Here is a 20,131-nt window from a genome sequence, read left to right on the forward strand (position 1 = left end):
CGCGCTTCTGTCTCGAAAGCCCCGCTCGCTCCGCATCGCGACCCTCCTCGACAAGCGGGAGCGGCGCGAGCGCGAGGTCCCGCTCGACTACGTCGGGTTCGAGGTGCCGGATCGCTTCCTCGTCGGCTACGGGCTCGATTACGCGGAACGCTTCCGGCATCTCCCCTACATCGCCGCGATCTCGAAGGCCGAGCTCGAGTCGGAGCACGCCACCCACTCGTCCGGGGCCGCCTGATGTCGGCGGCCAATCGGCGCGGAATCCTGATCGGCATCGCGGGGGGAACGGGGGCGGGCAAGACCCTGGTCGCGCAATCGATCTCGGAGGATCTGGGCAGCGACAACGTGCTGATCCTCGAGCAGGACTCCTACTATCGCGACCTGCGCAACATCCCGCTCGGCGAGCGGGAGAGCCGCAATTTCGACCACCCGGATGCGTTCGACCGCGACCTGCTCCGCACCCAGCTGGAGACGCTTCTCAGCGGCGGCGAGGTCGATCTGCCCGTCTACGAGATGCGCACCCACACCCGCAATCCCCACACGGTCCGCGCCAAGGCGCGGCGGATCCTGATCCTCGACGGCATCCTGATCCTGGATGATGCCGCGATACGCCAGCTCATGGACATCAAGCTCTACGTCGACGCCGATCCGGACATCCGCTTCATCCGCCGGCTGAAGCGCGACCTGACCGAGCGCGGCCGCACCCTGGATCAGGTGATCCGCCAGTACGAGTCGAGCGTGAGGCCGATGCACCTCCAGTTCGTCGAGCCCTCGAAGCGTTACGCCGACCTCGTGATCCCCGAAGGCGGCTACAACGTGGTCGCCATCGACCTTTTGAAGACGAAGATTCGGGCTCTGTTGCGCGAATCGGGCTGACCGGGGGCGCGCCGATGGTCTGGGTTCCCCTGCTCCAGTTTCCGGTCGAGTGGGCCGCCCTAGCCCTCCTCGTCGTGGCGTGTCTCTACTGGGAACGCTCCGGCTTCTCCGGGCTGGGAGTCGAAGGTTGCGTCGCGTCGGCGATGCTCGGGATTCTGCTCGGCTACGAGTGGACCGGCGACTATTGGCTCTCCTGCCTCGTCGCGGCGGGCGCGGCGGCGGCGTTCGCGATCGTGTGCGGGACATTGGTGAATCTCTTCCGCGCCGATCCGGCGGTGGGCTCGTTCGCGCTCAGCCTCGTGCCCGCGTCCGCCCTCGGCCTCTTCGCGCGCTACGGAGATCTCCGCCTGTTTCACGAGGTCCCGCCGCCCGGGCTCTTCACGGGAACGATCTTCGACGGTACCTACGCGGAGGATTTGATCGCGAACCCGTGGCTCCTCGGCGCGCCGATTCTCCTCGCTCTCGCGGGATGGCTCCTCTGGCACACGCCGTTCGGCATCCGGCTCCGCGCGTTCGGCGAAAATCCGGCTTGGCGCGTTCCCCGCTCCCGCCCGACGGCCTACCGATTCGTCGCGCTGGTGCTGGGCGCCCTCTGGACCGTGCCGGCCGCGGCGCTCCTGCTTCACGCGCACCCCACGGCCCCGCCGATCGCCCTCGGCTACCTGGCGCTCGCGTGCGCGATCGCGAGCCGCTGGACCGTGTGGGGCGGCATCCTCCTGGCCGCGGGACCGGCGCTGATCCGATCCGCGAGACCGTACGGTACCGGGTTCCAGAGCGGCTTCGTGATCCTCGACGTGGCGCCCTTCCTCTTGGCGCTTCTCTACCTCGTGTTCCTCTCGCGGCGGAGCCTCCGGCTCGCCGCCTCCCCTCAGGCCCGCACCGATCCCGACGTGCTGTGAGCGCGGCGCGGATCACGGGCGGCCCGACGGCCGCATCGGATCGGCCCCCCGCGTTCGACCCGCACGAGGCGCTCCGCGTCGTCCGGCGGCGGACGCAGCTCGTGCCGCGCGTCGCGTTGGTGCTGGGAAGCGGGCTTGGCGTGCTGGCGGAAGGGGTGGCCTGGGAGGCGAGCATTCCGACCGCGGAGATCCCCGGACTTCCCCGATCGACGGTCTCGGGGCATTCCGGCCGCCTCCTGCTCGGGCGCTGGTCCGGCCGCCCCGTCGTCGTCGCGCAGGGCCGGTCTCACCTCTACGAGGGCTATTCCGCCGAGGAGGTGACGCGCATCATCCGCCTCTTCGCGGCGGTCGGAGCGAAATCGCTGATCCTGACGAACGCCGCGGGCGGGATCTCGCGGCGGATGACGCCGGGCTCGCTGATGCTCGTGCAGGATCAAGTGAGTCTCCAGTGGCGCGCGCCCACGCGCGTCGACCCGCCGGATACCGATATGGACGCGCCCGACGCGCCCGCGAACCCGCGGGGCCTCACCGCGCGGCCGACCTACTCGGAGGAATTTGTGGCCAAGGCGGCCCACGCCGCGACGATGGCCGGCGTGCGCGCGGAGCGCGGCACCCTGGGGGTGATGCTGGGCCCGTCCTACGAGACGCCGTCCGAGATCGCGATGCTCGAGCGGATGGGCGCGGATGCGGTCTGCATGTCGACCGCGGCGGAGGCTTCGCTCGCGGCGTCGATCCGTCTTCCCGTCGCGGCGATCTCCTGCATCACGAATTGGGCGGCGGGAAAGGGGACAGCACGGCTGAGCCACGCCGACGTGACCGCGGCGGTGGCGGGCGCGTCCAAGCCGCTCCGTTCGCTCCTCGAGCGGCTCATCCTGGCGCTGGCGTAAGCCTCGCAGGGCGCGATTCGGGCGCCCCGCTCGGAGGGCGCGTCCGGACGATGCGCCACGCGCCCGACGCGGCGATCACGGAGTACGCGGCCGTGTCCCCCTCCGCGACGCTCGCGAACCCGTCCGCCGACAGAAGCGCGACGCCGCCCTCTTGGAGCCCGCGCCGGACGAGCGCGGGATCGCGAAGCGGCTGGGTGATGTCGTGGTCGGAGTAGTAGAGGAATTGGTTCACGGTCCTCCAATAGCCTGCGTCCAGGTTCAAGAGCGTCGCCCCCCGCGGCACCTGCGCGCGGGCGGCGATCGCCATCCGCTGAAGGTCGGGTCTTCTCTCCTTCGAAAGCGGGATCGGGAAAAGCCAGAGGGCGAGCGCGGCCGCCCCGCACAGGGCGAAGCCGCCGACCTCTACCCGACGGCGAAGCGATTCGCCTCGAATCCAGGCGCCGGCCGCGAGCCCCGCGAGGAGAGCGAGACAAGGAAACGCGGTCATCACGTACCAAAGCTTCTTCTCCGCGCCGAGCGACATGATCCCGACGACCGTGAAGAGCCAGAGAAGAAGAAGCAGAGCCGTGTCGCGCCGGCTCCACGGGGCCGCGACCGCCGGGGCCGCTGCCGCCGTGGACGCTGGCGCCGTGGCCGCGACCGCCGGGGCCGCCGTCTCGCGGATCGCGATCACCAGGCCCGCCACCGCCAGCGGGAGCCAGGGCCAGTAGACCTGCCCGAGCTCGCGGAGGTAGTCGAGATAGGACCACCAGGGACGAACCCCGCCTCCGATGCCCAGGCCACGTTGCCAGAGGAGCCACCGGAAATGCTCCTCGAGCAGCTGACCCCCTGAGCGCAGGAAATTGGCGACGTACCACGGAGCGGCGACCAGGGCGGCGACGCCGAGGCCGCCGAGGAGCCAGCCGTCGCGGAGGGTGCGCCCGCGCCCCGTCGCAAGGAGGTGGACCACCGCCACCGTAAGCGGAAAGAGACCAAGCACGCTCTTGGTCAGGATTCCCAGGCCCGTTGCCAGACCGAGGAGGAGAAAGCTCCTCCGCTCGCCCTGGACGGCGCGCACGTAAGCGTAGATCGCCACGAGGAAGAGAAGGGTCAGGAAGACGTCGAACATGGCGTGGCGCGCGTATTTCAGGAAATACTGCGTCGTGAGGAGCACGGTCGCGGCGCTCCACGACTCGAACGGATCGAGCCCGAGGCGGAGCCGCGCGAGCCTATAGAGGATTGGGATGCAGAGCGCGCCCGATAGAGCGGACCAGAAGATCGCGGCCCGATCGTTCACGCCGAGCACGAGGAAGGCGACCGACTGAAGCCAGAGGAAGAGGGGCGGGTTGTCGAGTCGGGGGGTTCCCGCGAAGTGGGGCGTCAGCCAGTCCCCGCCCCGGACCATCTCCTTCGCCTTCTCCGCGTAGTAGCAATCATCGAAGTTGGCGAGATGCCCCTCGCCCAAGCGGGCGAAGAGGATGCTCAGGGCAAGAACGAAGAGGAGGGCCGCGACGAGGCCCGGACGGTCGAGCGGGGGCGGCTTCACCGCTCCGTCGCGCTCACCGCACCGTGACGCGGAGGATTCGGTCTCCCGGCATGATGCGCTCCACGACTTCCATCCCCAAAACTACCTTCCCGAACACCGTGTAGCGTCCCTCGAGGCGCGGCTGCGGCGATAACGTGATGAACCACTGGCTCCCGCCCGTGTCCTTTCCCGCGAGGGCCATCCCGACGGTGCCCACGTCGTACGGAAGGGCGTTGTACTCGCACGGGATCGCGTAGCCGGGGCCGCCCCAGCCGTCGCCGCGGGGGCAGCCGTCCTGCACGACGAAGTTCGGCACCACGCGGTGGAACGCGAGCCCGTCGAAGTAACCCGAGCGCGCGAGGCGCGCGAAATTCTCGACGGTGCGGGGCGCGTGCGCTGCGTCGAGGGCGATCCGGATCGTGCCGCGATCGGTCTCCAAGGTGGCCGAAGTAGCGGGCGAGGCCGGGATCGGCTCGACACGCAAGACCGGCGCCGGTCCCGCGGCCGCCGATGCGGGAGGCAGCCCCAGGGCCCCGGCCGCGGCCTCGCGGATGCGGCGCTCGGGGTCGTGAAGCACTCCCCGGAGCGCCTCGAGCGCGGGGGCCGTCTTGAGCGCGACGAGCGCCGAGACCGCGGAGGCGCGGACATCCGCGTCCTCGGGCTTCCCGGATCGTGCGAGAAATACGGTGATCGCCGGCACGGACGCGCTGTCGCCGAGCGCCCCGAGAGCCTCCATGGCCGAGCAGAGGATCGTGTAGTCGCGGTCGCCTTGGAGGAGGGTGCGGAGCACGGGAATCGATGCCGCCGCGTCGGGCTGGCGCTTCGCGAGCCCCGACGCGGCGCCCGCCGCCTGCGCCGCGTCGGTAGGATCCTTGGCGCGGGCGATGAGCAGCTCGAGAGCCAAGGGGCCCGGCACCGGACCGAGCGCCTCCAAGAGGCCGGAGCGCAGAAAGGGCGGCAGGAGGTCGATCGCCGGCGCGACCTTCGAGACCGCGCGCTCGCCTTCGATCTGGAGAAGCGCCATCGCGGCCCCTTGCACGACGCCGCTCGCGCTGTCCTGGAGCGCCGCGGTGAGCGAAAGCACCGACGACGAATCGAGAATCGCACCGAGGGAGACCGCGGCCTCCCACCGGACGTGCGGGCTCGGGTCCTTGAGGAGCGGCCGAAGCGAGCGTGCGTCGCGCCGGGCCTGGATCGCCCCCAGCGAGTGCGCGGCGTTCACGCGAACGCGCCACGACGGATCGACGAGGAGCGCGACCAGCCGCGGGGCGGCGGAGGAATCCCGGACGTCTCCGAGGGCGCGCGCGGCGGTGTAGCGCACGACCTCCACCTTGTCGGTCGAGAGCTTGCGGAGCGCGGGAGCGCCTTGGCGATCTCCGATCCGGCCGAGCGCGTATGCCACGCGCCAGCGCATCTCGGGACGCGCGTCCTTCGCCGCGGCCGAAAGGGGCTCCACGAGCGAGGAATCCCGCGAGCGCGCGGCGGCCAGCGCCGCGGCCCACCGCTCCGTCGCGTGGGGCGCCCGCATCGATCGCGCGAGCGTGGAGCCGGCCGATCGGGCGCCGAGCATCCCGAGCGCCGTCAGGATCGATTCCCGAACGGTGGGATCGACCTCCGGCCTGAGGCGGAGGAGGAGAGCGGGCGTCGCCGTGGAGTCTCCCACGAGGCCGATGGCGAAGGCCGCCTCGCGGCGGACGATCGGCGACTTGTCGTCGAGCGCCTGGGCAAGGGCGGGAGCGCTGCCCGGATTCTGGATGCGCCCCAGGGCGATCGCCGCGGCGGCGCGGACTTTCGGCGATCCGTTCTCGAGCAGGAGGACCGCGAGGCCGGTCGTGTCGCGCGTGCCCTCGCGCTCGGCGATCGCGTTCCGATCCTCGAGGAGCGCCGCGGAAGCCGCTCCCGGTTTCGCCGATTGGCTCCGTGCGGCGGCCGGTGCCAGGAGCACCAGGAACGCCAGCGCGGAGATCATGCCGTGGCGCATCGTTCCTCCATCAGTAGCGGCAGCGCCGCATCGAGCACTTGGGAAGGGTCGATCGATTCCAGGGAGCGGTCCGCGGCCCGGACGCTGCGCACGCAGCGCCCGACGGGCGACCACTCGGCCGGGTCGGACCAGCCGTAGAGGCCGACCGTAGGGCAGCCCGTCGCGGCGGCGAGATGAAGGGGCCCGGTGTCGTTCCCGATGTAGAGCGAGGCGCGGGCGAATCGCGCCGCGAGCCGGGCGATCGGCTCGCTCCGAACGACCGGAAGCGTCTTCCCGAGCGCGCGCGACGCCTCGTGAACGCAGCCTTCGTCCTGCGGGCCTTCGATCCACTGGACCTCGAGGCCCCGCCGCGTCAGCTCCCGCGCCGTCGCGCCGAAGCGCTCGGCGGGCCAGCGGTTCTTCACCTTGCCGGCGCCGGGGTGGAGGTAGACCGCGCCGGCCGGCGTGGTCGCGGCCAGCTCGGCGTCCGGGATGTAGTGCGGCGGCGGGGGCGGGGGGCCTGCCCCCGCGGCCGTAGCCAGAATCCCGTTCACCTCCGACTGGTGGAGCGTTCGCTCCGGGTACCGGAGCGCGCGTGTCAAGCCGGCGTGGTCGCGCTTCCCGTATCGCGCGGGGTCGAAGCCGATCCGCTCGCGTGCGCGGGACGCGCGCACGAGAAGGCCGCCGCCCTTGGAATACGAAACGGTGGTGAAGTAGACAGCGAGATCGGGGCGCCCTCCCCGGGGGAGCGCGGCCCGGACCAGGCCCAGCACGTCTCCGGGCTCGACGACGCGCACCTCATCGACCCACGATTGGCCCAGCACGGCGGCCGCGTTCTGTCTGCCGACGACGAGGGTGATGCGGGCGCGCGGGAAGCGCTCGCGGATCGATCGGATCGCGGGCACGTTCAGAAGGAGGTCACCGAGCTGATTCTGGGGGCGGAAGAGGTGGATTCGGCGCGGTTCGGATTCGTGGAACGATCCGGGCGCCGCGGTCATGCTCCCGAGCCGGAGGCGGACTGGTCGCGCTTCAACCGGATCTTCTCGATCTCGAGGACCTTGACCAGGCGGTCGTGGCAGGAGGGCGGCATCTGCGGCTCCTCCCAGTGTCGGTAGAGCTTGATCGTCATCGTGAGCGTGTCGAATTCGGCCCGGCAATCGCTGCACATGCCGATGTGCTTGTGCATCTCGACGGCGACCTCCTGCTTCAGGTCTTCATCGAGATACGACGAGAGGAAATCGAGCACCTCCTTGCAGCTCATCATGACTTGGCCCCCATGGCGCTTCGGGAATTCGGCTCGCTGAAGTGGGAGGCGAGCCGGTTTCGGACCTTCAGGCGCGCCCGGTGGAGCCGGGACTTCACGGCGGCCACCGAGAGGTCGAGGATGTCGGCGACCTCGGAGTTGGAGAGCTCCTCCACGTCGCGGAGGACGAACACTTGCCGGAACTCGGGGGGCAGCGCCTCGATGGCCTCGTTCATCGCCTGCTGGGTCTCCTTGCTGAGCAGCTGCTCCACGGGGCTCGGCGCCCAGTCTGCGATGTTGATCGGGGCCTCGCGCTCTTCCGCGTCGTCGATCGACACCGTGGGAAGCTGCTTCTTGCGCAATCGCATGAGGGCCGAGTTGGCCGTGATGCGATAGATCCAAGTCGAGAACGTCGAGTTGCCCTGGAACGCCTTGATGCCGCGATACGCGCGAAGAAACGTATCTTGGAGCACGTCCTCCGCGTCATCCGGGTTGCGGAGCATCTTCAGCGCCAAGCTGTATACCTTGGACTCATAGCGGTTGACCAGCTCCCCGAAGGCCCGCTCGTCTCCCTGCTGTGACTTACGGACGAGCTGCTCGTCCGTCTCCGCTGTGGCCACGCGTTCCTCGATCCTACGATGCAGACGGGTGGGTGGTGGGTTCGAAAATCGTATCGAGGCTACGGGGATTCGGCGGGGAGTGTCAAGGGCGGAGGGCCCTTACGCGACGCTGGCTCGAACAGGCTCCTCACGGGTCAGACCGTGGCGGCGCATTTTGCATCGGAGGCTCCCGCGCCCGATATGGAGCAGGCGGGCCGCCTCGACCACGTTTCCGCGGGCGAGATTCAGCGCCTCCTCGATCACGACCTTCTCGACCGCGACGAGAGAGATTCCTTCGGGAGGAATCCGAATCCCGATGTCGGCGGGATCGGCGGGCTCATGCGCCCGCTCGCGAAGCTTGGGAATCGCGAGCTCGGCCGGCCCGATCTCGTCCCCGTGGGTCAGCAGCACCGCGCGCTCGATGACGTTCATCAGCTCGCGCACGTTTCCGGGCCAGGGATAGCGCGCGATGTCGCGCTCGGCCTGGGCCGTCAGGCGCACGTTCTTCCCGAGCTTCCGGCCCACGCGCTCCACGAAGAGCGTCGCGAGCAGAGCGGCGTCGCCGTCCCGCTCCCGGAGCGGCGGAATCTCGATCGGCACGACGTTGAGGCGGTAGTAGAGGTCCTCGCGGAACCGTGCCTGCCGCACCTCGTCGATGAGCGAGCGATTCGTCGCGGCCAGGATCCGTACGTCGACCTGGATGTCGCGCGAGCCGCCCACGCGGCGCACGATCTTCGAGTCGAGGAACTTCAGGAGCTTCGCCTGCAGCGTCAACGGGAGCTCGGCCACCTCGTCGAGGAATACCGAGCCGTGCTCGGCAGCCTCGAAGAGACCGACGCGGAGCTGCGTCGCGTCCGTGAAGGCGCCCTTCTCGTGGCCGAAGAGCTCGCTCTCCAAGAGCTCGCGCGGAATCGCGGCGCAGTTGATCTCCATGAACGGCCCGCGCGACCGAGGGCTCTCGCCGTGGATGGCCCGCGCGAAGAGCTCCTTCCCCACGCCGCTTTCGCCCAGCACCAGAACCGACGTGGCGCCCGAGCGGGCGACGTTCCGCGCCAATTCGATCGATTCGTGAATCTGCGCGCTCTTCCCCACGATCCGGTCGAATCGGAATTCCTCCTGAACGCGCGCCGTCTCGCGCTGCTCGCGGGCGTGCTGACTGGCGCTCCTGCCGGCCGCCTTGAGGAGGGTGTCGATCGGTTCGAAGCGGATCGGCTTCAGGAAAATGTTCCGGATGCCGAGCTGGTTCATCTCGGCGCCCTCGGCCGCTGCGGACCGGTCGAGCCAGAGCGCCAGCTGCATGCGCGGTGAGCGCTGCTTCAGAAGGCGCACGGCCTCCCGCCGCGTTCCCTGGTCCGGAGCCGACCCCCCGGCGTCCCCGGACGCGGCCCCATTCGTCGCCGCCCCGTTCGACGATCCTCCGGCGAGCGCGTCGCCGAAATCGAGAATGCCGACCGAGCAGCCCTCGTCCCCCCCGCGCGCGAGCAGCTGGCTGACGTCGTCCGCGACCTGGACGGCGCAGCCGTTGGCCTCGACGCGCTGGACGAGGTCGTCCCGCTCCGGACCGGGCGGCATGATTATGGCCACGTTGAGATTCAAGGCGTTGCGGCTCCCCCTTTTGCCCCCGACGGGGCACAGCATGCCCCTAACGGAAATGGTATCGGCGTTTTGGGGGTCGAAGATTAGGGGGATTTGGGGGTCGGGGAGGGAGCCCCCGGGGAGCGTCCCGATGGTACAATGCGCGCCCGATGATGAAACCACAGGCGCTCGCGGCCGACGAGGTGGTCGGGCTCCTCCGCGACCTGGTTCGAATCCCCTCGGTGAATCCGATCCTGGCGCCCGGCGAGCCGGGCGGTGAGGCCAAGATCGCGTCCTACATCCGCGGGTGGCTCGCGGCGCGAGGGGTGAAGGCGTCCCTCGAGGAGGCGGCGCCCGGCCGTCCGAACGTCGTCGGCACGATCGGCAAAGGCCCGGGGCCGTCGCTGGTGCTCTGCGGCCACATCGACACCGTCGGGACCGAAGGGATGACCATCGACCCGTTCGACCCGCGACTGGAGAACGGCCGCGTGTACGGGCGCGGAAGCTACGATATGAAGTGCGGGGTCGCGGCGCTGCTCGCGGCGGGCGCGGCGCTTGAGCAGACGGGCGTCGCGGGGACGGTGACCCTGGCGCTCGTGGCCGACGAGGAGTACACGAGCGCGGGCGCGGAGCAGTTCGCGGCGCGCCACCGGGCGGACGGCTGCATCCTGGCCGAGCCGACGGAGGGCTCCCTGGTGATCGCGCACAAGGGATTCGTCTGGGCCACGCTCAGGACCGCGGGGCACGCGGCGCACGGAAGCAGGTGGGATCTGGGGCGGAGCGCGATCGGGATGATGGGGCGGATCGTGGCCGCGCTCGAGGAGTTCGACGGCAAGGTGCTCCGCTCTCGTCGCCACCCGCTCGTTGGTCCCGCGTCGATGCATTGCGCGATGATTCAGGGAGGGGCCGGCCTCACGACCTACGCGCCGGCGTGCGAGCTCAAGATCGAGCGTCGGACTCTTCCCGGCGAGACGCCGGAGGGCGTCTTGGAGGAGCTGAGGCGCGTGGTCGCCGACGCCGGCGAGAGCGCCGAGATCAGCCTCGACTTCGCGCGGCCCTCACTCACGTCCGATCCACAGTCGGCGATCGTCCGCTCGGTTCGAGGCGCCGCGGCATCCGTCGCGGGCTCCCCGCCGGCGGAGGTAGGCGTCGGCTACTGGACCGACGCGGCCATCTTCGCGAGCGCGGGGATCCCGAGCGTGATCTACGGTCCCTCGGGCGCGGGCGCCCACGAGGCTCAAGAATGGGTGGAAGCCGACTCGGTGGTGCGCTGCGCCGAGGTGTTATTCGAGGCGGCGCGGCGGTTCGGTACCGGGGGCTAGCGGTTCGGTATCGAGCGGCTGGGTACCAGGGCTAGCGGATGTGGCAGCTCGCCTGGCCGCGCTTCTCCAAGTATTGCTGGTGATATTCCTCGGCCCGATGGAACGGCCCGGCGGGAACGATCTGCGTCACGATCGGGCGGCGGAAGCGCTTCTCCGCTTCGAGGATTGCCACGGACGCCTTCGCCGCGGCCTCCTGCCCGGGCGTATGAAAGAAGATCGCCGAGCGGTACTGCTCGCCCACGTCCGGACCCTGGCGGTTCGGAGTCGTGGGATCGTGGTTCTCCCAAAACACCCGCAGCAGGTCGTCGTAGGAGACCAGGGTCGGATCGTAGGTCACCTCGACCGCCTCGGCGTGTCCGGTCCGCCCCGAGCATACCTGCTCGTAGGTCGGGGCGGGCGTGCGCCCTCCCGAGTAGCCGACTTGGGTCGAGACAACACCCTTCACGGTACGGAACGCCGCCTCGACGCCCCAGAAGCAGCCGGCGCCAAATGTGGCCTTCTCCAATGTGACCTGACGCACGCTCGCTCCTTCGCTGATTATTTCACCACTTCGAAGTCGGCGTCGACCGCTCCGTCGCCGCCTTCCTTCTTGCTCGATCCGCCGTCGGGCTGGCCGCTCGCGCCGCCCTCGCCCGCCGGACCTCCGGGTCCGCCGCCCGCGGGTCCGCCACCCTTGCCCGCCTCGGCGTAGAGCTTGCTCGACACGTCGTTCCAGATCTTGGAGAGCGCTTCGCTGGCCGTCTTGATCTCGGCCGTGTCGTTCCGCTCGATGGCCTTCTTCAGGGTCTCGAGCGCGCTGTCGACGCGCGCCTTCGACTCGCTGTCCATCTTGTCGCTCAGCTCCTTCAAGTTCTTCTCGGTCTCGTAAGCGAGCGCGTCGCCGCGGTTCTTGACCTCGATCTCCTCGCGCCGCTTCCGATCCTCCTCGGCGTGCGCCTCGGCGTCGGTGACCATCTTCTTGATCTCCGCCTCGTTGAGCCCGCCGCTCGCCTCGATCTTGATCCGCTGCTCCTTGCCGGTAGCCTTGTCGCGCGCCGCGACGTGGAGGATGCCGTTCGCGTCGATGTCGAACGTCACCTCGATCTGCGGTACGCCGCGCGGCGCCGGCGGGATGCCGTCGAGCGTGAAGCGCCCGATCGTCTTGTTGTCGGCCGCCATCTGGCGCTCGCCCTGGAGCACGTGGATCTCCACCTGCGGCTGGCTGTCGGCCGCGGTCGAGAAGACCTCGCTCTTCTTGGTCGGGATCGTCGTGTTCCGCTCGATCAATTTCGTCGTCACCCCGCCCAGAGTCTCGATTCCAAGCGAGAGCGGCGTCACGTCGAGCAGCAGGACGTCCTTCACGTCGCCCGCGAGGACTCCGCCCTGGATTCCCGCGCCGATCGCGACGACCTCGTCGGGATTCACGCCCTTGTGAGGCTCCTTCCCGAAGAAGGTCCGCACCAGCTCCTGGACCTTGGGCGTCCGCGTCGCGCCGCCCACCAGAATCACTTCATCGATGTCCGGCGCCTTGAGCCCCGCGTCCTGGATCGCCTGCTTGCACGGTGGGACCGTCCGCTGAATCAGGTCGTCCACGAGCTGCTCGTACTTCGCCCGCGTCAGCGCGACGTTCAGGTGTTTCGGCCCGCTCGCGTCCGCCGTGATGAACGGCAGGTTCACGTCGGTCTGCATCACGGTCGAGAGCTCGATCTTCGCCTTCTCGGCGGCTTCCTTGAGCCGCTGGAGCGCCATCGGATCCCGGCGGAGGTCGACGCCTTCCTGCTTCTTGAACTCATCCGCCAGCCAGTCGATGACGCGCTTGTCGAAGTCGTCGCCGCCCAGGTGCGTGTCGCCGTTGGTCGATTTGACCTCGAACACGCCGTCCCCGAGCTCGAGGATCGAGATGTCGAAGGTGCCGCCGCCCAAATCATAGACGGCGATCTTCTCGTCCTTCTTCTTGTCGAGCCCGTAGGCCAGCGCGGCCGCGGTGGGCTCGTTGATGATCCGCTTCACCTCGAGACCCGCGATGCGTCCGGCGTCCTTGGTCGCCTGGCGCTGCGTGTCGTTGAAGTACGCCGGCACGGTGATGACCGCCTCGGTGACCTTCTCGCCGAGGTAGTCCTCCGCCGTCTGCTTCATCTTCTGGAGAATCATCGCCGAGATCTCGGGCGGAGTGAACGAGCGCCCGTCGATTTCGATCACGGCCTCGCCGTTCTTCCCCTCTTTGACCTTGTACGGGACGTTCTTGGCCTCTTCCACGACTTCAGCGTAGCGTCGGCCCATGAAGCGCTTGATTGAGTAGATCGTATTGTGGGGATTGGTCACGGCCTGGCGCTTGGCCACTTGGCCCACCAGCCGCTCCCCGGTCTTCGTGAATGCGACGACGGAGGGAGTGGTGCGGGAACCCTCGGCGTTCGGAATGACAACCGGCTCCCCACCCTCCATCACGGCGACGCAGGAATTGGTCGTACCGAGGTCGATTCCTATGATCTTGCCCATATCTCCTCCGTTTTCTATAGGCGCGGAGGGGCTCGACACCCCTCCACGCCCGATTTTGAGCTACGCCCTTACTTCGCGGTCTTGACCTGGATCTCGCGCGGCTTGGCCTCTTCGGCCTTCGGAATGCTCACCTCGAGCACGCCGTCGCGATAGGTCGCTTCGATCTTGTCGGACTGCACCGCATGCGACAGCTTGAACGCGCGCTCGAACTGGCCGTACACGCGCTCGACGCGGTGGTAGGTGCTGTCCTTCTTCTCCTCTTCCCGGCGCTTCTCGCCGCGGATGACGAGCTGATTGTCCATGAGGGTGATCTTGATGTCTTCCGACTTCAACCCCGGCAGCTCCGCCCGAACCGCGTACTTCTCGGGCTGCTCCTCGATGTCCACGACGGGGTGCCATGCCACGGGGCCTTCCGGGCCATAGCCGCGGCCGAATGATTCCTCGAGAAGCCGGCTCATCTCGTCCCGAACCGCAAGGACGTCACGCACTGGACTCCAACGTACGAGTGTCATGGTTGTGCCCTCCTTCTGTCTTGATGATTCGCGAATGCAGCCCCATGCTGCTTCGCACGCTCAACCAAGACGGGGGGCACCAACCGTGCCAGAATACGGTATCGCGTCAATCTATTATCAATTCACGACTTAAGCAATTCGTTGGTCCGCCGCTGGCAGTACCAAAATGAAACATACGTTTCGAAATAGAACGACGTTCTGTTCCATTATGGAACCACTATACCCGATATTCTCTCATCTTCCGCCAGAGAGTCGAGCGCGAAATCCCGAGCGCCTTGGCCGCCCTGGTCGTGTTCCCTGCGAGGTGGTTAAGGACGCGGCGGATGTGCTCCGCCTCCAGCTGCGCGAGGGTCATGGACTCGGTGTAGGGGAAGGCGTCCCCTTCTCCGAGCAGCGGCACCTGCTTCTCGCGGAAGGTCGGCGGCAGGTCGAGATGGCTGATCTCCCGGCCCTCCGCCAACGTCACGGCCCGCTCGATCGCGTTCTCCAGCTCCCGGACGTTGCCCGGATAATCGTAGCGCATCAGATAGTACTGAGCGCGCTCGCTGAATCGTTCGACCCGCTTCTTGAGCCGCCTCGCGAAGCGCTCGCGGAAGTAGTTCGCGAGGAGCGGAATATCCTCCCGCCGCTCCCGAAGCGGGGGGAGCTCGATCTGGAAGACGCTGAGCCGGTAGTACAGGTCCTCGCGGAGTTTTCCCTCCTCGAGCGAGCGCTTCAGGTCGCGGTTCGTCGCGGCGATCACGCGGACGTCGACCCGCGACGCCTCGGAGTCCCCGACACGCCGGACCTCGCCGTTCTGGAGCGCGCGGAGGAGCTTGGCCTGCACCGCGAGCGGCATCTCGGCCACCTCGTCGAGGAAAAGCGTCCCGCCGTCCGCCCGCTTGAGGAGCCCCACCTTGTCGGAGACCGCTCCGGTGAACGCTCCCCTCACGTGGCCGAAGAGCTCGCTCTCGAAGAGCGACTCCGGAACGGCCGCGGCGTTCACGATCACGTACGGCCGGTGCGCGCGGCGGCTCTGGAGGTGAATGGCGGTCGCCACCATCTCCTTCCCGGTCCCGCTCTCGCCGGTGATAAGGACGGTGCTCTCGGTCGGGGCGACCTTCTCGATCAAGCGGAAGACGCGCTGCATGCGCGGGCTCACGCCGATCATGTTCTGGGTGATCGCGGCGCGACGGGGCGCCTCCGCGGCCGGGTGCGCTTCCCAGAGGCCCCGCGTGGCGGGATCGAGCGACGCGAGCTGGGAGGCCTCACCGACATCCGTGCGTTGCCTCGGATCCGCGACACGGGTCGGTCGCACGCGCGGCGCGCCTCGGCGGGGTTTCACGATGGTCTCTCCGGCCCGCGCACCCAATGAGTCGACACGGCCTTCTCCTTCTCCTCGGACTTCTGCTCCTCGCCGCGATCGCCGCGATCCCGGCGCTCGGCGATTTGCGGGCCCGGACTGGGGCTCTGCTGGCTCTCTGGGCGGTCGCGCACGGAGCTTACCTCGTCGCCGCGAGGGTGGCGACGCTCCCGGCGGGTCCGCCTTCCGCCATCGCCCTCCCGGCCGGAGCCTCGCCGCGGCCCGCCCCGCTCTGGATCGTCGTAGGGGTCGCGATCCTCGCACGGCTCGTCCTGATTCCAACGGAGCCGACGCTCTCCGAGGACCTCTACCGCTACCTGTGGGATGGACGCCTGGTCGCGCAAGGCGTCAACCCGTACCTCCACGCGCCCGACGACCCGTCGCTCGCGCCGTTCCACGATCAGCTCCTGGACCGGATCAACCATCGGGACGTGCCGACGATCTATCCGCCCGCGGCGGAGCTCTTCTTCGGCGCGGTCGCCCGGATCGGGCCGAGCCCGCTCTTCTTCAAGCTCGCGATGCTGCCCCTGGAGGCAGCCCTCTGGATCGCCCTCCTCTTCCTGCTGCGCCGCCGGGGATTGGCCGACGAGCGGCTGCTTCTCTTCGCGTGGAACCCGCTGGTCGTGATCGAGAGCTACGGGAGCGGGCATGTCGATCTCATGGTGGCGACGTTTCTCGTGCTCGCCCTCGCGATGTCCGAGGCCAGGCGCGCCGCGTCCGCGGGGGTCGCCTTCGCGGTCGCGATCCTCACGAAGTATACGCCGCTTCTCCTGGTGCCCTACCTGGTCCGGAAGCGGGCGCTGGCGCTGCTCGGCGTCGCCGTGGCGGTTTCAGCGCTCTTCTACCTCCCGTTCGGGGATGCCGGCGCGTCGCTCTGGAAAGGGCTCGGGACATACGCCGCGCATTGGGAATTCAACGGATCGCTCTATCCGCTCCTTCGCGCCGCGGGAGCGACCGTGAAGAGCTCGCGTCTCCTCCTCGCCGCGGCGCTCGCCGTGGCCGCGCTCTGGATCTCGCTTCGAGCGCGCTCCGCGACCGGCGCGGCGCTCGGGCTCTACACCGCGTACCTTCTCGCGAGCCCGACGGTCTATCCCTGGTACCTTGTTCCCCTCGCCGCGCTCCTACCGCTTCATCCGAACGCCGGGCTCCTCGCGTTCAGCGGCCTCGCGGCGCTTTCGTATCTCCCGCTTCCGGCCTATCTCGCGACGGGCGCCTGGACGGAGCCTGCGTGGATTCGCTGGGTCGAATACGGTGGGCTCGCGGTCGTCGCGGCGGCCGCGGCGTGGATCGGCCGGCGCCGCGAGGCTCAGGCGCGCCGCGCGGCGTGGGCGAGCGAGACCAAACCCACGTAGAGAAATCCGAAGAGGTAGAGCGCGAAGAACGGAAGCGGCGCGTAGAGCTTGGCCTGCGCCAAGGAGACCATCACCCAGGCGAAGTAGGCGCCCAGGCCCAGCTCCAGGAGTACCCAGACGCTGACCGGAGAGCGGTACCGTCTCCGCGGCCATTCGTCGCTCTGGCCTTCGATCCGGAACTTCGGCGTCCGGTGGAACGAGCCGCGCGAGCCGACAAGGCCTTCCAGGACCGCGCGCGAGTTGTTCAACGCAAGGCCAATCCCGAGCGAGAGGACGAACGGCAGATGCCTGAGCTGCTGAACCCAATCGCGGCGGAGCTCGCGCTGCGCGTACGCGAAGTAGAAGAGGACCGGGCTGGTCGCGGCCAGGAGGAGCACGGTGTCGGCGATCGTGAAGAGGAGGCTCTTGCTCTCGTAGCGGGCGAGGACAACCGGGTAGACGATGATCGAGAGGAGCAGGAGGAACACGTAGGCGACGTTGTTGGTGAGGTGGAAGGTCGCCTCCAGCTTCACCGACGCCGGAGAGGCGGAGCGCCAGATCTCGGGGAGGAGCTTCCGCGCGACCTGGATCGAGCCCTTCACCCATCGGTGCTGCTGCGCCTTGAACGCGTTCATCTCGACCGGGAGCTCGGCGGGGCATCCGACCTGCGGGGCGAAGACGAACCGCCACCCGGCGAGCTGGGCGCGATAGCTCAGATCGAGATCTTCCGTGAGCGTATCGGACTGCCATCCGCCCGCGTCGACGACGCACGCCTTCCGGAGCAGCCCCGCCGTCCCGTTGAAGTTGAAGAATCGCTCCCCGTGCATTCGCGCCGAATGCTCGATGAGGAAGTGGCTGTCCAGGGAGATCGCCTGGGCCTGCGCCAAGGCGGAGTAGTCGCGGTTCAGATGCTCCCACCTCGCCTGCACCATCCCGACCCTCGGATCCCCGAAATACGGAACGAGGTCGCGCAGGATCGAGGGAGGAGGAACGAAGTCGGCGTCGAAGACCGCGAGGAGCTCTCCCCGCGCGCATTCGAGGCCGTGCTGGAGCGCGCCCGCCTTGAAGCCGGAACGGTCGTCCCGGCGCACGTGGACCGCGTCGATCCCGCGGGCGCGAATCTCGGCGATCTTCCCGGCGGCGATCGCGGTCGTCTCGTCGGTCGAATCGTCCAGGACCTGGATCTCGAGCCGGTCGCGCGGATAGTCGACGGCGGCCGCGGCATCGAGCAGCCGCTCCACGACGTATCGCTCGTTGTAGATCGGGAGCTGGATCGTCACGACGGGCCAGTCGTCGGGAGTCGTCGGAAGCCGCGGGGGCCGCTCCCGGCGGCGATAGAGGCGGATCAAGTGAAGCCGATGGAGTCCGTATGCCGCGAGCACGATCCACACGAGGAGGTGGGTTCCGAGGAGAAGCCGCCGCGCGGAGAATGACTCGAGCCAAAGATCCAGGTTCATCGCCGCGCAATGATTGGGATCGCGCTCCGGGCTGTCAACGCTTAACTCGCGAAGGTTGACCGCGCGCGGACGCGTCTGCTAGCGTGCGTGCTCCGCTTCTTCCCAACCGTTTGATCGAAGGAGGTCACGCTGGCGCGCGCATACGTCGTCGGGAACGGAGGCATCCTCGCCGCCGGAGATCGCCACGGCGCCCTTCGCGAGCTCTACGCGCCGTCGATCGCGCCCGAGCATCAACTCCTCCGCCGGCCCGCGCGAATCGGGATCTCAGTCGACGGAGAGACGCACTGGATTTCCGAAGCGTTCGAGTCCCGGTCGGTCGAGGGGGGCGACGCGCCCATCGTCGGCCTGGCCTTTGTCTCCTCGGAGCTGGAGCTCGAGCTATGGGTCGAGGCTTTCGTCGACATCCCGCTCGGGGTCGTGGTCCGGCGCGTCCAGGTCACGAACAGCTCCGAACGGTTCCGCGACCTACGACTCCTCTTCCACCATGACCTGAGGCTCGCCGCGGGCGAGCCCCACGAGACCGCGTTTCGCGAGGGCTCATCGTGCGGGATCCTCCACCACGCGGCGCGGCGCTTCGTCCTCATCAACATGGAAACGGTCGACGGCCCGGGGGTTCCCCTGTGGCGAATCGCGTCCCGCGGATCGGACGACGCCCCGGGCGCGGAGGCCATGCCGGAGGGCGGCCGCATCGAAGGCCCGGCCCAGGCCCGCGGCCGCGTCGATTCCCTTGTCGGAGCCCCGATCCCCTTGGCGCCCGGCGCCTCGTGCATGGTCACGGTCACGATCGCGACCGGGGAGACGCTGGACGAGGCCCGCGGCCGCGATGAGGCGTTCCGCCGGCTCGGAATCGCCGGGTCGCTCGCGAGGACGCGCGCGCACTGGAATCTCTGGCTGAGCCAGGGAGCGCGCGACCTTCTCGATCTGCCCGAGGACATCGCGACGCTCTACCACCGAAGCCTCGTGCTCCTACGGCTCCACCAGACCCCGGGCGGAGCGATCCTCTCGGGGATCGAGACGGCGCCCCCCGGCGCGGCGAGGACGGACTATCGCTGGTGCTGGCACCGCGACGCGGCAGTCGCCGCCGACGCGCTCGACAGCGCCGGCTACCATTCGGCCGCACGACGCTATTTCGAGTTCACGGCGCGCACCGCCGCCGAGGCGGGCACGCTCCACGCGGTCGTGGATGCCGCGGGCGCTCCGGTCGGGGCCGCGGCCGACCCCGACGCGCTGGCGCTTCCGCTCTGGGCTCTCGCCCGCCATTTCGAGCGAGGGCGCGACGTCGAGGAAGTAGCGCCTCTTTTCCATGATTTTCTCGTACCCACCGCCGAGCGCCTCGTCGGATCGCTCGACGCGGCGACCCAGCTTCCCGCGTCGTACGACCTCTGGGGCGAGCGCCCCGGGTTTCACGCCTCGACCGCGGCGGCGGTGCGCGGGGGTCTGAGGGGAGCGGCGCGCCTCGCGGCTTCGTTCGGGGACGTTCAGCGCGCGCGCGCCTGGTCGGCGGTGGGGGATCAGGTGGGGCGCGCCCTGACGCGCGAGCTCTACCGCCCGGAGTGGGGGCGCTTCGCCCGCTCGCTCGTCAGGGAGGGGCGTTCGCTTCGGCCCGACCCGACGATCGACGCATCGCTCCTTTGGGTCGGACTTCTCGACGGAGTGGAGGCCGAGGATTCCAAGGTTCGTGCCACCGTGGAGGCGACGCGCGGCGCGCTCTGGGTGCGGACGGGCGTCGGCGGGATCGCCCGATACGAGCGCGATCCGCTAGGATCGGTGGGAACGGATCTGGCCGAGGTGCCTGGGAACCCATCGATCGCAGCCACGCTATGGATGGCGCAGCACTCGATCCGTACGGCGCAGCGGCCTCAGGACCTCGATGCCGCGCGAACGCTCCTCCTCTGGTGCTCGGCGCGCGCGGAAGGATGGGGGGCGTTGCCCGAGCAGCTCCACCCGTACCGAGGCGAGACGACGTCCGCGTCGCCCTCGATGGCGGCGCACGCGTGGCTCGTCAGCACCGTCGTGGATTACGTGGAGCGCCTGCGGGGCCTCAAACGGTGTGGGCACTGCGGCGCGCCCGCGCCCGCCCGCCAGGAGCGACGGATCGATGCGTCCCTGGAGCCGAGCGCTCCGGGAGTGGTCAGTCGATCGTAGATGAAGC

Annotated in this window: 17 protein-coding genes; 6 read left to right on the top strand and 11 right to left on the bottom strand. The window is 69.0% G+C overall.

All coding sequences use genetic code 11. The annotated features are described in order from the left end of the window. Positions 1-234 precede the first annotated feature (234 nt). From E6K79_10110 to E6K79_10120, 3 genes are read left to right on the top strand one after another with little or no spacing between them, the layout of a single operon-like run. Positions 235-873: a uridine kinase gene (locus E6K79_10110; protein ID TMQ63423.1), complete on the top strand. Its 639-nt coding sequence runs from the start codon at positions 235-237 to the stop codon at positions 871-873. 14 nt (positions 874-887) lie between these two features. Next, positions 888-1,772 carry a hypothetical protein gene (locus E6K79_10115; protein ID TMQ63424.1) on the top strand — a complete coding sequence of 295 codons (885 nt, stop codon included), beginning with the start codon at positions 888-890 and terminating at the stop codon, positions 1,770-1,772. Beyond that, positions 1,403-2,659, top strand: a complete 1,257-nt coding sequence (locus tag E6K79_10120) for a purine-nucleoside phosphorylase (protein TMQ63425.1) — start codon at positions 1,403-1,405, stop codon at positions 2,657-2,659. The genes E6K79_10115 and E6K79_10120 overlap by 370 nt, the downstream gene beginning before the upstream one ends. Here E6K79_10120 and E6K79_10125 read toward each other — a convergent pair. The 6 genes from E6K79_10125 to E6K79_10150 are packed head-to-tail and all read right to left on the bottom strand — an operon-like array spanning position 2,640 to position 9,603. Next, entirely contained in the window at positions 2,640-4,184 is a 1,545-nt protein-coding gene (locus E6K79_10125) for a phospholipid carrier-dependent glycosyltransferase (protein TMQ63426.1), read from the bottom strand. The two genes, E6K79_10120 and E6K79_10125, sit on opposite strands and share 20 nt — an antisense overlap. A gap of 13 nt (positions 4,185-4,197) precedes the next feature. Beyond that, on the bottom strand, positions 4,198-6,144 hold the full coding sequence (locus tag E6K79_10130; protein TMQ63427.1) for a hypothetical protein: 1,947 nt from the start codon (positions 6,142-6,144) through the stop codon (positions 4,198-4,200). Then, positions 6,129-7,121, bottom strand: a complete 993-nt coding sequence (locus E6K79_10135; GenBank protein TMQ63428.1) for a glycosyltransferase family 9 protein — start codon at positions 7,119-7,121, stop codon at positions 6,129-6,131. Before E6K79_10135 ends, E6K79_10130 begins: the two co-directional genes overlap by 16 nt. Then, entirely contained in the window at positions 7,118-7,387 is a 270-nt protein-coding gene (locus E6K79_10140) for a hypothetical protein (protein ID TMQ63429.1), read from the bottom strand. The genes E6K79_10135 and E6K79_10140 overlap by 4 nt, the downstream gene beginning before the upstream one ends. Then, on the bottom strand, positions 7,384-8,055 hold the full coding sequence (locus E6K79_10145; GenBank protein ID TMQ63430.1) for a sigma-70 family RNA polymerase sigma factor: 672 nt from the start codon (positions 8,053-8,055) through the stop codon (positions 7,384-7,386). The genes E6K79_10140 and E6K79_10145 overlap by 4 nt, the downstream gene beginning before the upstream one ends. 30 nt (positions 8,056-8,085) lie before the next feature. Continuing rightward, entirely contained in the window at positions 8,086-9,603 is a 1,518-nt protein-coding gene (locus E6K79_10150; protein ID TMQ63431.1) for a sigma-54-dependent Fis family transcriptional regulator, read from the bottom strand. A gap of 107 nt (positions 9,604-9,710) precedes the next feature. On the opposite strand from E6K79_10150, the gene E6K79_10155 reads away from it, so the two are divergent. Next, entirely contained in the window at positions 9,711-10,862 is a 1,152-nt protein-coding gene (locus E6K79_10155) for an ArgE/DapE family deacylase (GenBank protein ID TMQ63432.1), read from the top strand. A 31-nt stretch (positions 10,863-10,893) separates the two neighbouring features. Here the strand turns inward: E6K79_10155 and msrA are convergent, their stop codons facing one another. The 4 genes from msrA to E6K79_10175 all read right to left on the bottom strand — a co-directional run bounded on the left by msrA (position 10,894) and on the right by E6K79_10175 (position 15,173). Then, positions 10,894-11,367, bottom strand: coding sequence for a peptide-methionine (S)-S-oxide reductase MsrA (msrA, locus tag E6K79_10160; GenBank protein TMQ63456.1), 474 nt, complete (start codon positions 11,365-11,367; stop codon positions 10,894-10,896). Positions 11,368-11,399: 32 nt separating this feature from the next. After that, positions 11,400-13,337 (bottom strand): molecular chaperone DnaK, encoded by a 1,938-nt coding sequence (dnaK, locus tag E6K79_10165; protein ID TMQ63433.1) that lies wholly within the window; start codon positions 13,335-13,337, stop codon positions 11,400-11,402. A 68-nt stretch (positions 13,338-13,405) separates the two neighbouring features. Beyond that, entirely contained in the window at positions 13,406-13,849 is a 444-nt protein-coding gene (locus E6K79_10170; GenBank protein ID TMQ63434.1) for an Hsp20/alpha crystallin family protein, read from the bottom strand. A 217-nt stretch (positions 13,850-14,066) separates the two neighbouring features. Continuing rightward, positions 14,067-15,173 carry a sigma-54-dependent Fis family transcriptional regulator gene (locus E6K79_10175; GenBank protein ID TMQ63435.1) on the bottom strand — a complete coding sequence of 369 codons (1,107 nt, stop codon included), beginning with the start codon at positions 15,171-15,173 and terminating at the stop codon, positions 14,067-14,069. 26 nt (positions 15,174-15,199) lie between these two features. Between E6K79_10175 and E6K79_10180 the strand changes: the two genes are divergently transcribed. Continuing rightward, positions 15,200-16,543 carry a DUF2029 domain-containing protein gene (locus tag E6K79_10180; protein ID TMQ63436.1) on the top strand — a complete coding sequence of 448 codons (1,344 nt, stop codon included), beginning with the start codon at positions 15,200-15,202 and terminating at the stop codon, positions 16,541-16,543. On the opposite strand, the gene E6K79_10185 is transcribed toward E6K79_10180, so the two are convergent. After that, complete coding sequence (locus tag E6K79_10185; protein ID TMQ63437.1) at positions 16,498-17,979, bottom strand: glycosyltransferase; 1,482 nt, start codon at positions 17,977-17,979, stop codon at positions 16,498-16,500. The two genes, E6K79_10180 and E6K79_10185, sit on opposite strands and share 46 nt — an antisense overlap. 417 nt (positions 17,980-18,396) lie before the next feature. On the opposite strand from E6K79_10185, the gene E6K79_10190 reads away from it, so the two are divergent. Continuing rightward, the gene (locus E6K79_10190; protein ID TMQ63438.1) at positions 18,397-20,124 is read left to right on the top strand and encodes a hypothetical protein; all 1,728 of its coding nucleotides are present in this window, start codon (positions 18,397-18,399) and stop codon (positions 20,122-20,124) included. Positions 20,125-20,131 lie beyond the last annotated feature (7 nt).

Source organism: Candidatus Eisenbacteria bacterium (assembly GCA_005893305.1).
In the GTDB taxonomy this organism is placed as follows: domain Bacteria; phylum Eisenbacteria; class RBG-16-71-46; order SZUA-252; family SZUA-252; genus WS-9.

Excerpts from the sequence above, each read along its gene's own strand:
- E6K79_10140 (TMQ63429.1), bottom strand. The coding sequence starts at position 7,387 with ATGATGAGCTGCAAGGAGGTGCTCGATTTCCTCTCGTCGTATCTCGAT.
- E6K79_10170 (TMQ63434.1), bottom strand. The coding sequence starts at position 13,849 with ATGACACTCGTACGTTGGAGTCCAGTGCGTGACGTCCTTGCGGTTCGG.
- E6K79_10115 (TMQ63424.1), top strand. The coding sequence starts at position 888 with ATGGTCTGGGTTCCCCTGCTCCAGTTTCCGGTCGAGTGGGCCGCCCTA.
- dnaK (TMQ63433.1), bottom strand. The coding sequence starts at position 13,337 with ATGGGCAAGATCATAGGAATCGACCTCGGTACGACCAATTCCTGCGTC.
- E6K79_10150 (TMQ63431.1), bottom strand. The coding sequence starts at position 9,603 with ATGCTGTGCCCCGTCGGGGGCAAAAGGGGGAGCCGCAACGCCTTGAAT.
- E6K79_10135 (TMQ63428.1), bottom strand. The coding sequence starts at position 7,121 with ATGACCGCGGCGCCCGGATCGTTCCACGAATCCGAACCGCGCCGAATC.
- E6K79_10155 (TMQ63432.1), top strand. The coding sequence starts at position 9,711 with ATGATGAAACCACAGGCGCTCGCGGCCGACGAGGTGGTCGGGCTCCTC.
- E6K79_10110 (TMQ63423.1), top strand. The coding sequence starts at position 235 with ATGTCGGCGGCCAATCGGCGCGGAATCCTGATCGGCATCGCGGGGGGA.
- E6K79_10130 (TMQ63427.1), bottom strand. The coding sequence starts at position 6,144 with ATGCGCCACGGCATGATCTCCGCGCTGGCGTTCCTGGTGCTCCTGGCA.
- E6K79_10185 (TMQ63437.1), bottom strand. The coding sequence starts at position 17,979 with ATGAACCTGGATCTTTGGCTCGAGTCATTCTCCGCGCGGCGGCTTCTC.
- E6K79_10180 (TMQ63436.1), top strand. The coding sequence starts at position 15,200 with ATGAGTCGACACGGCCTTCTCCTTCTCCTCGGACTTCTGCTCCTCGCC.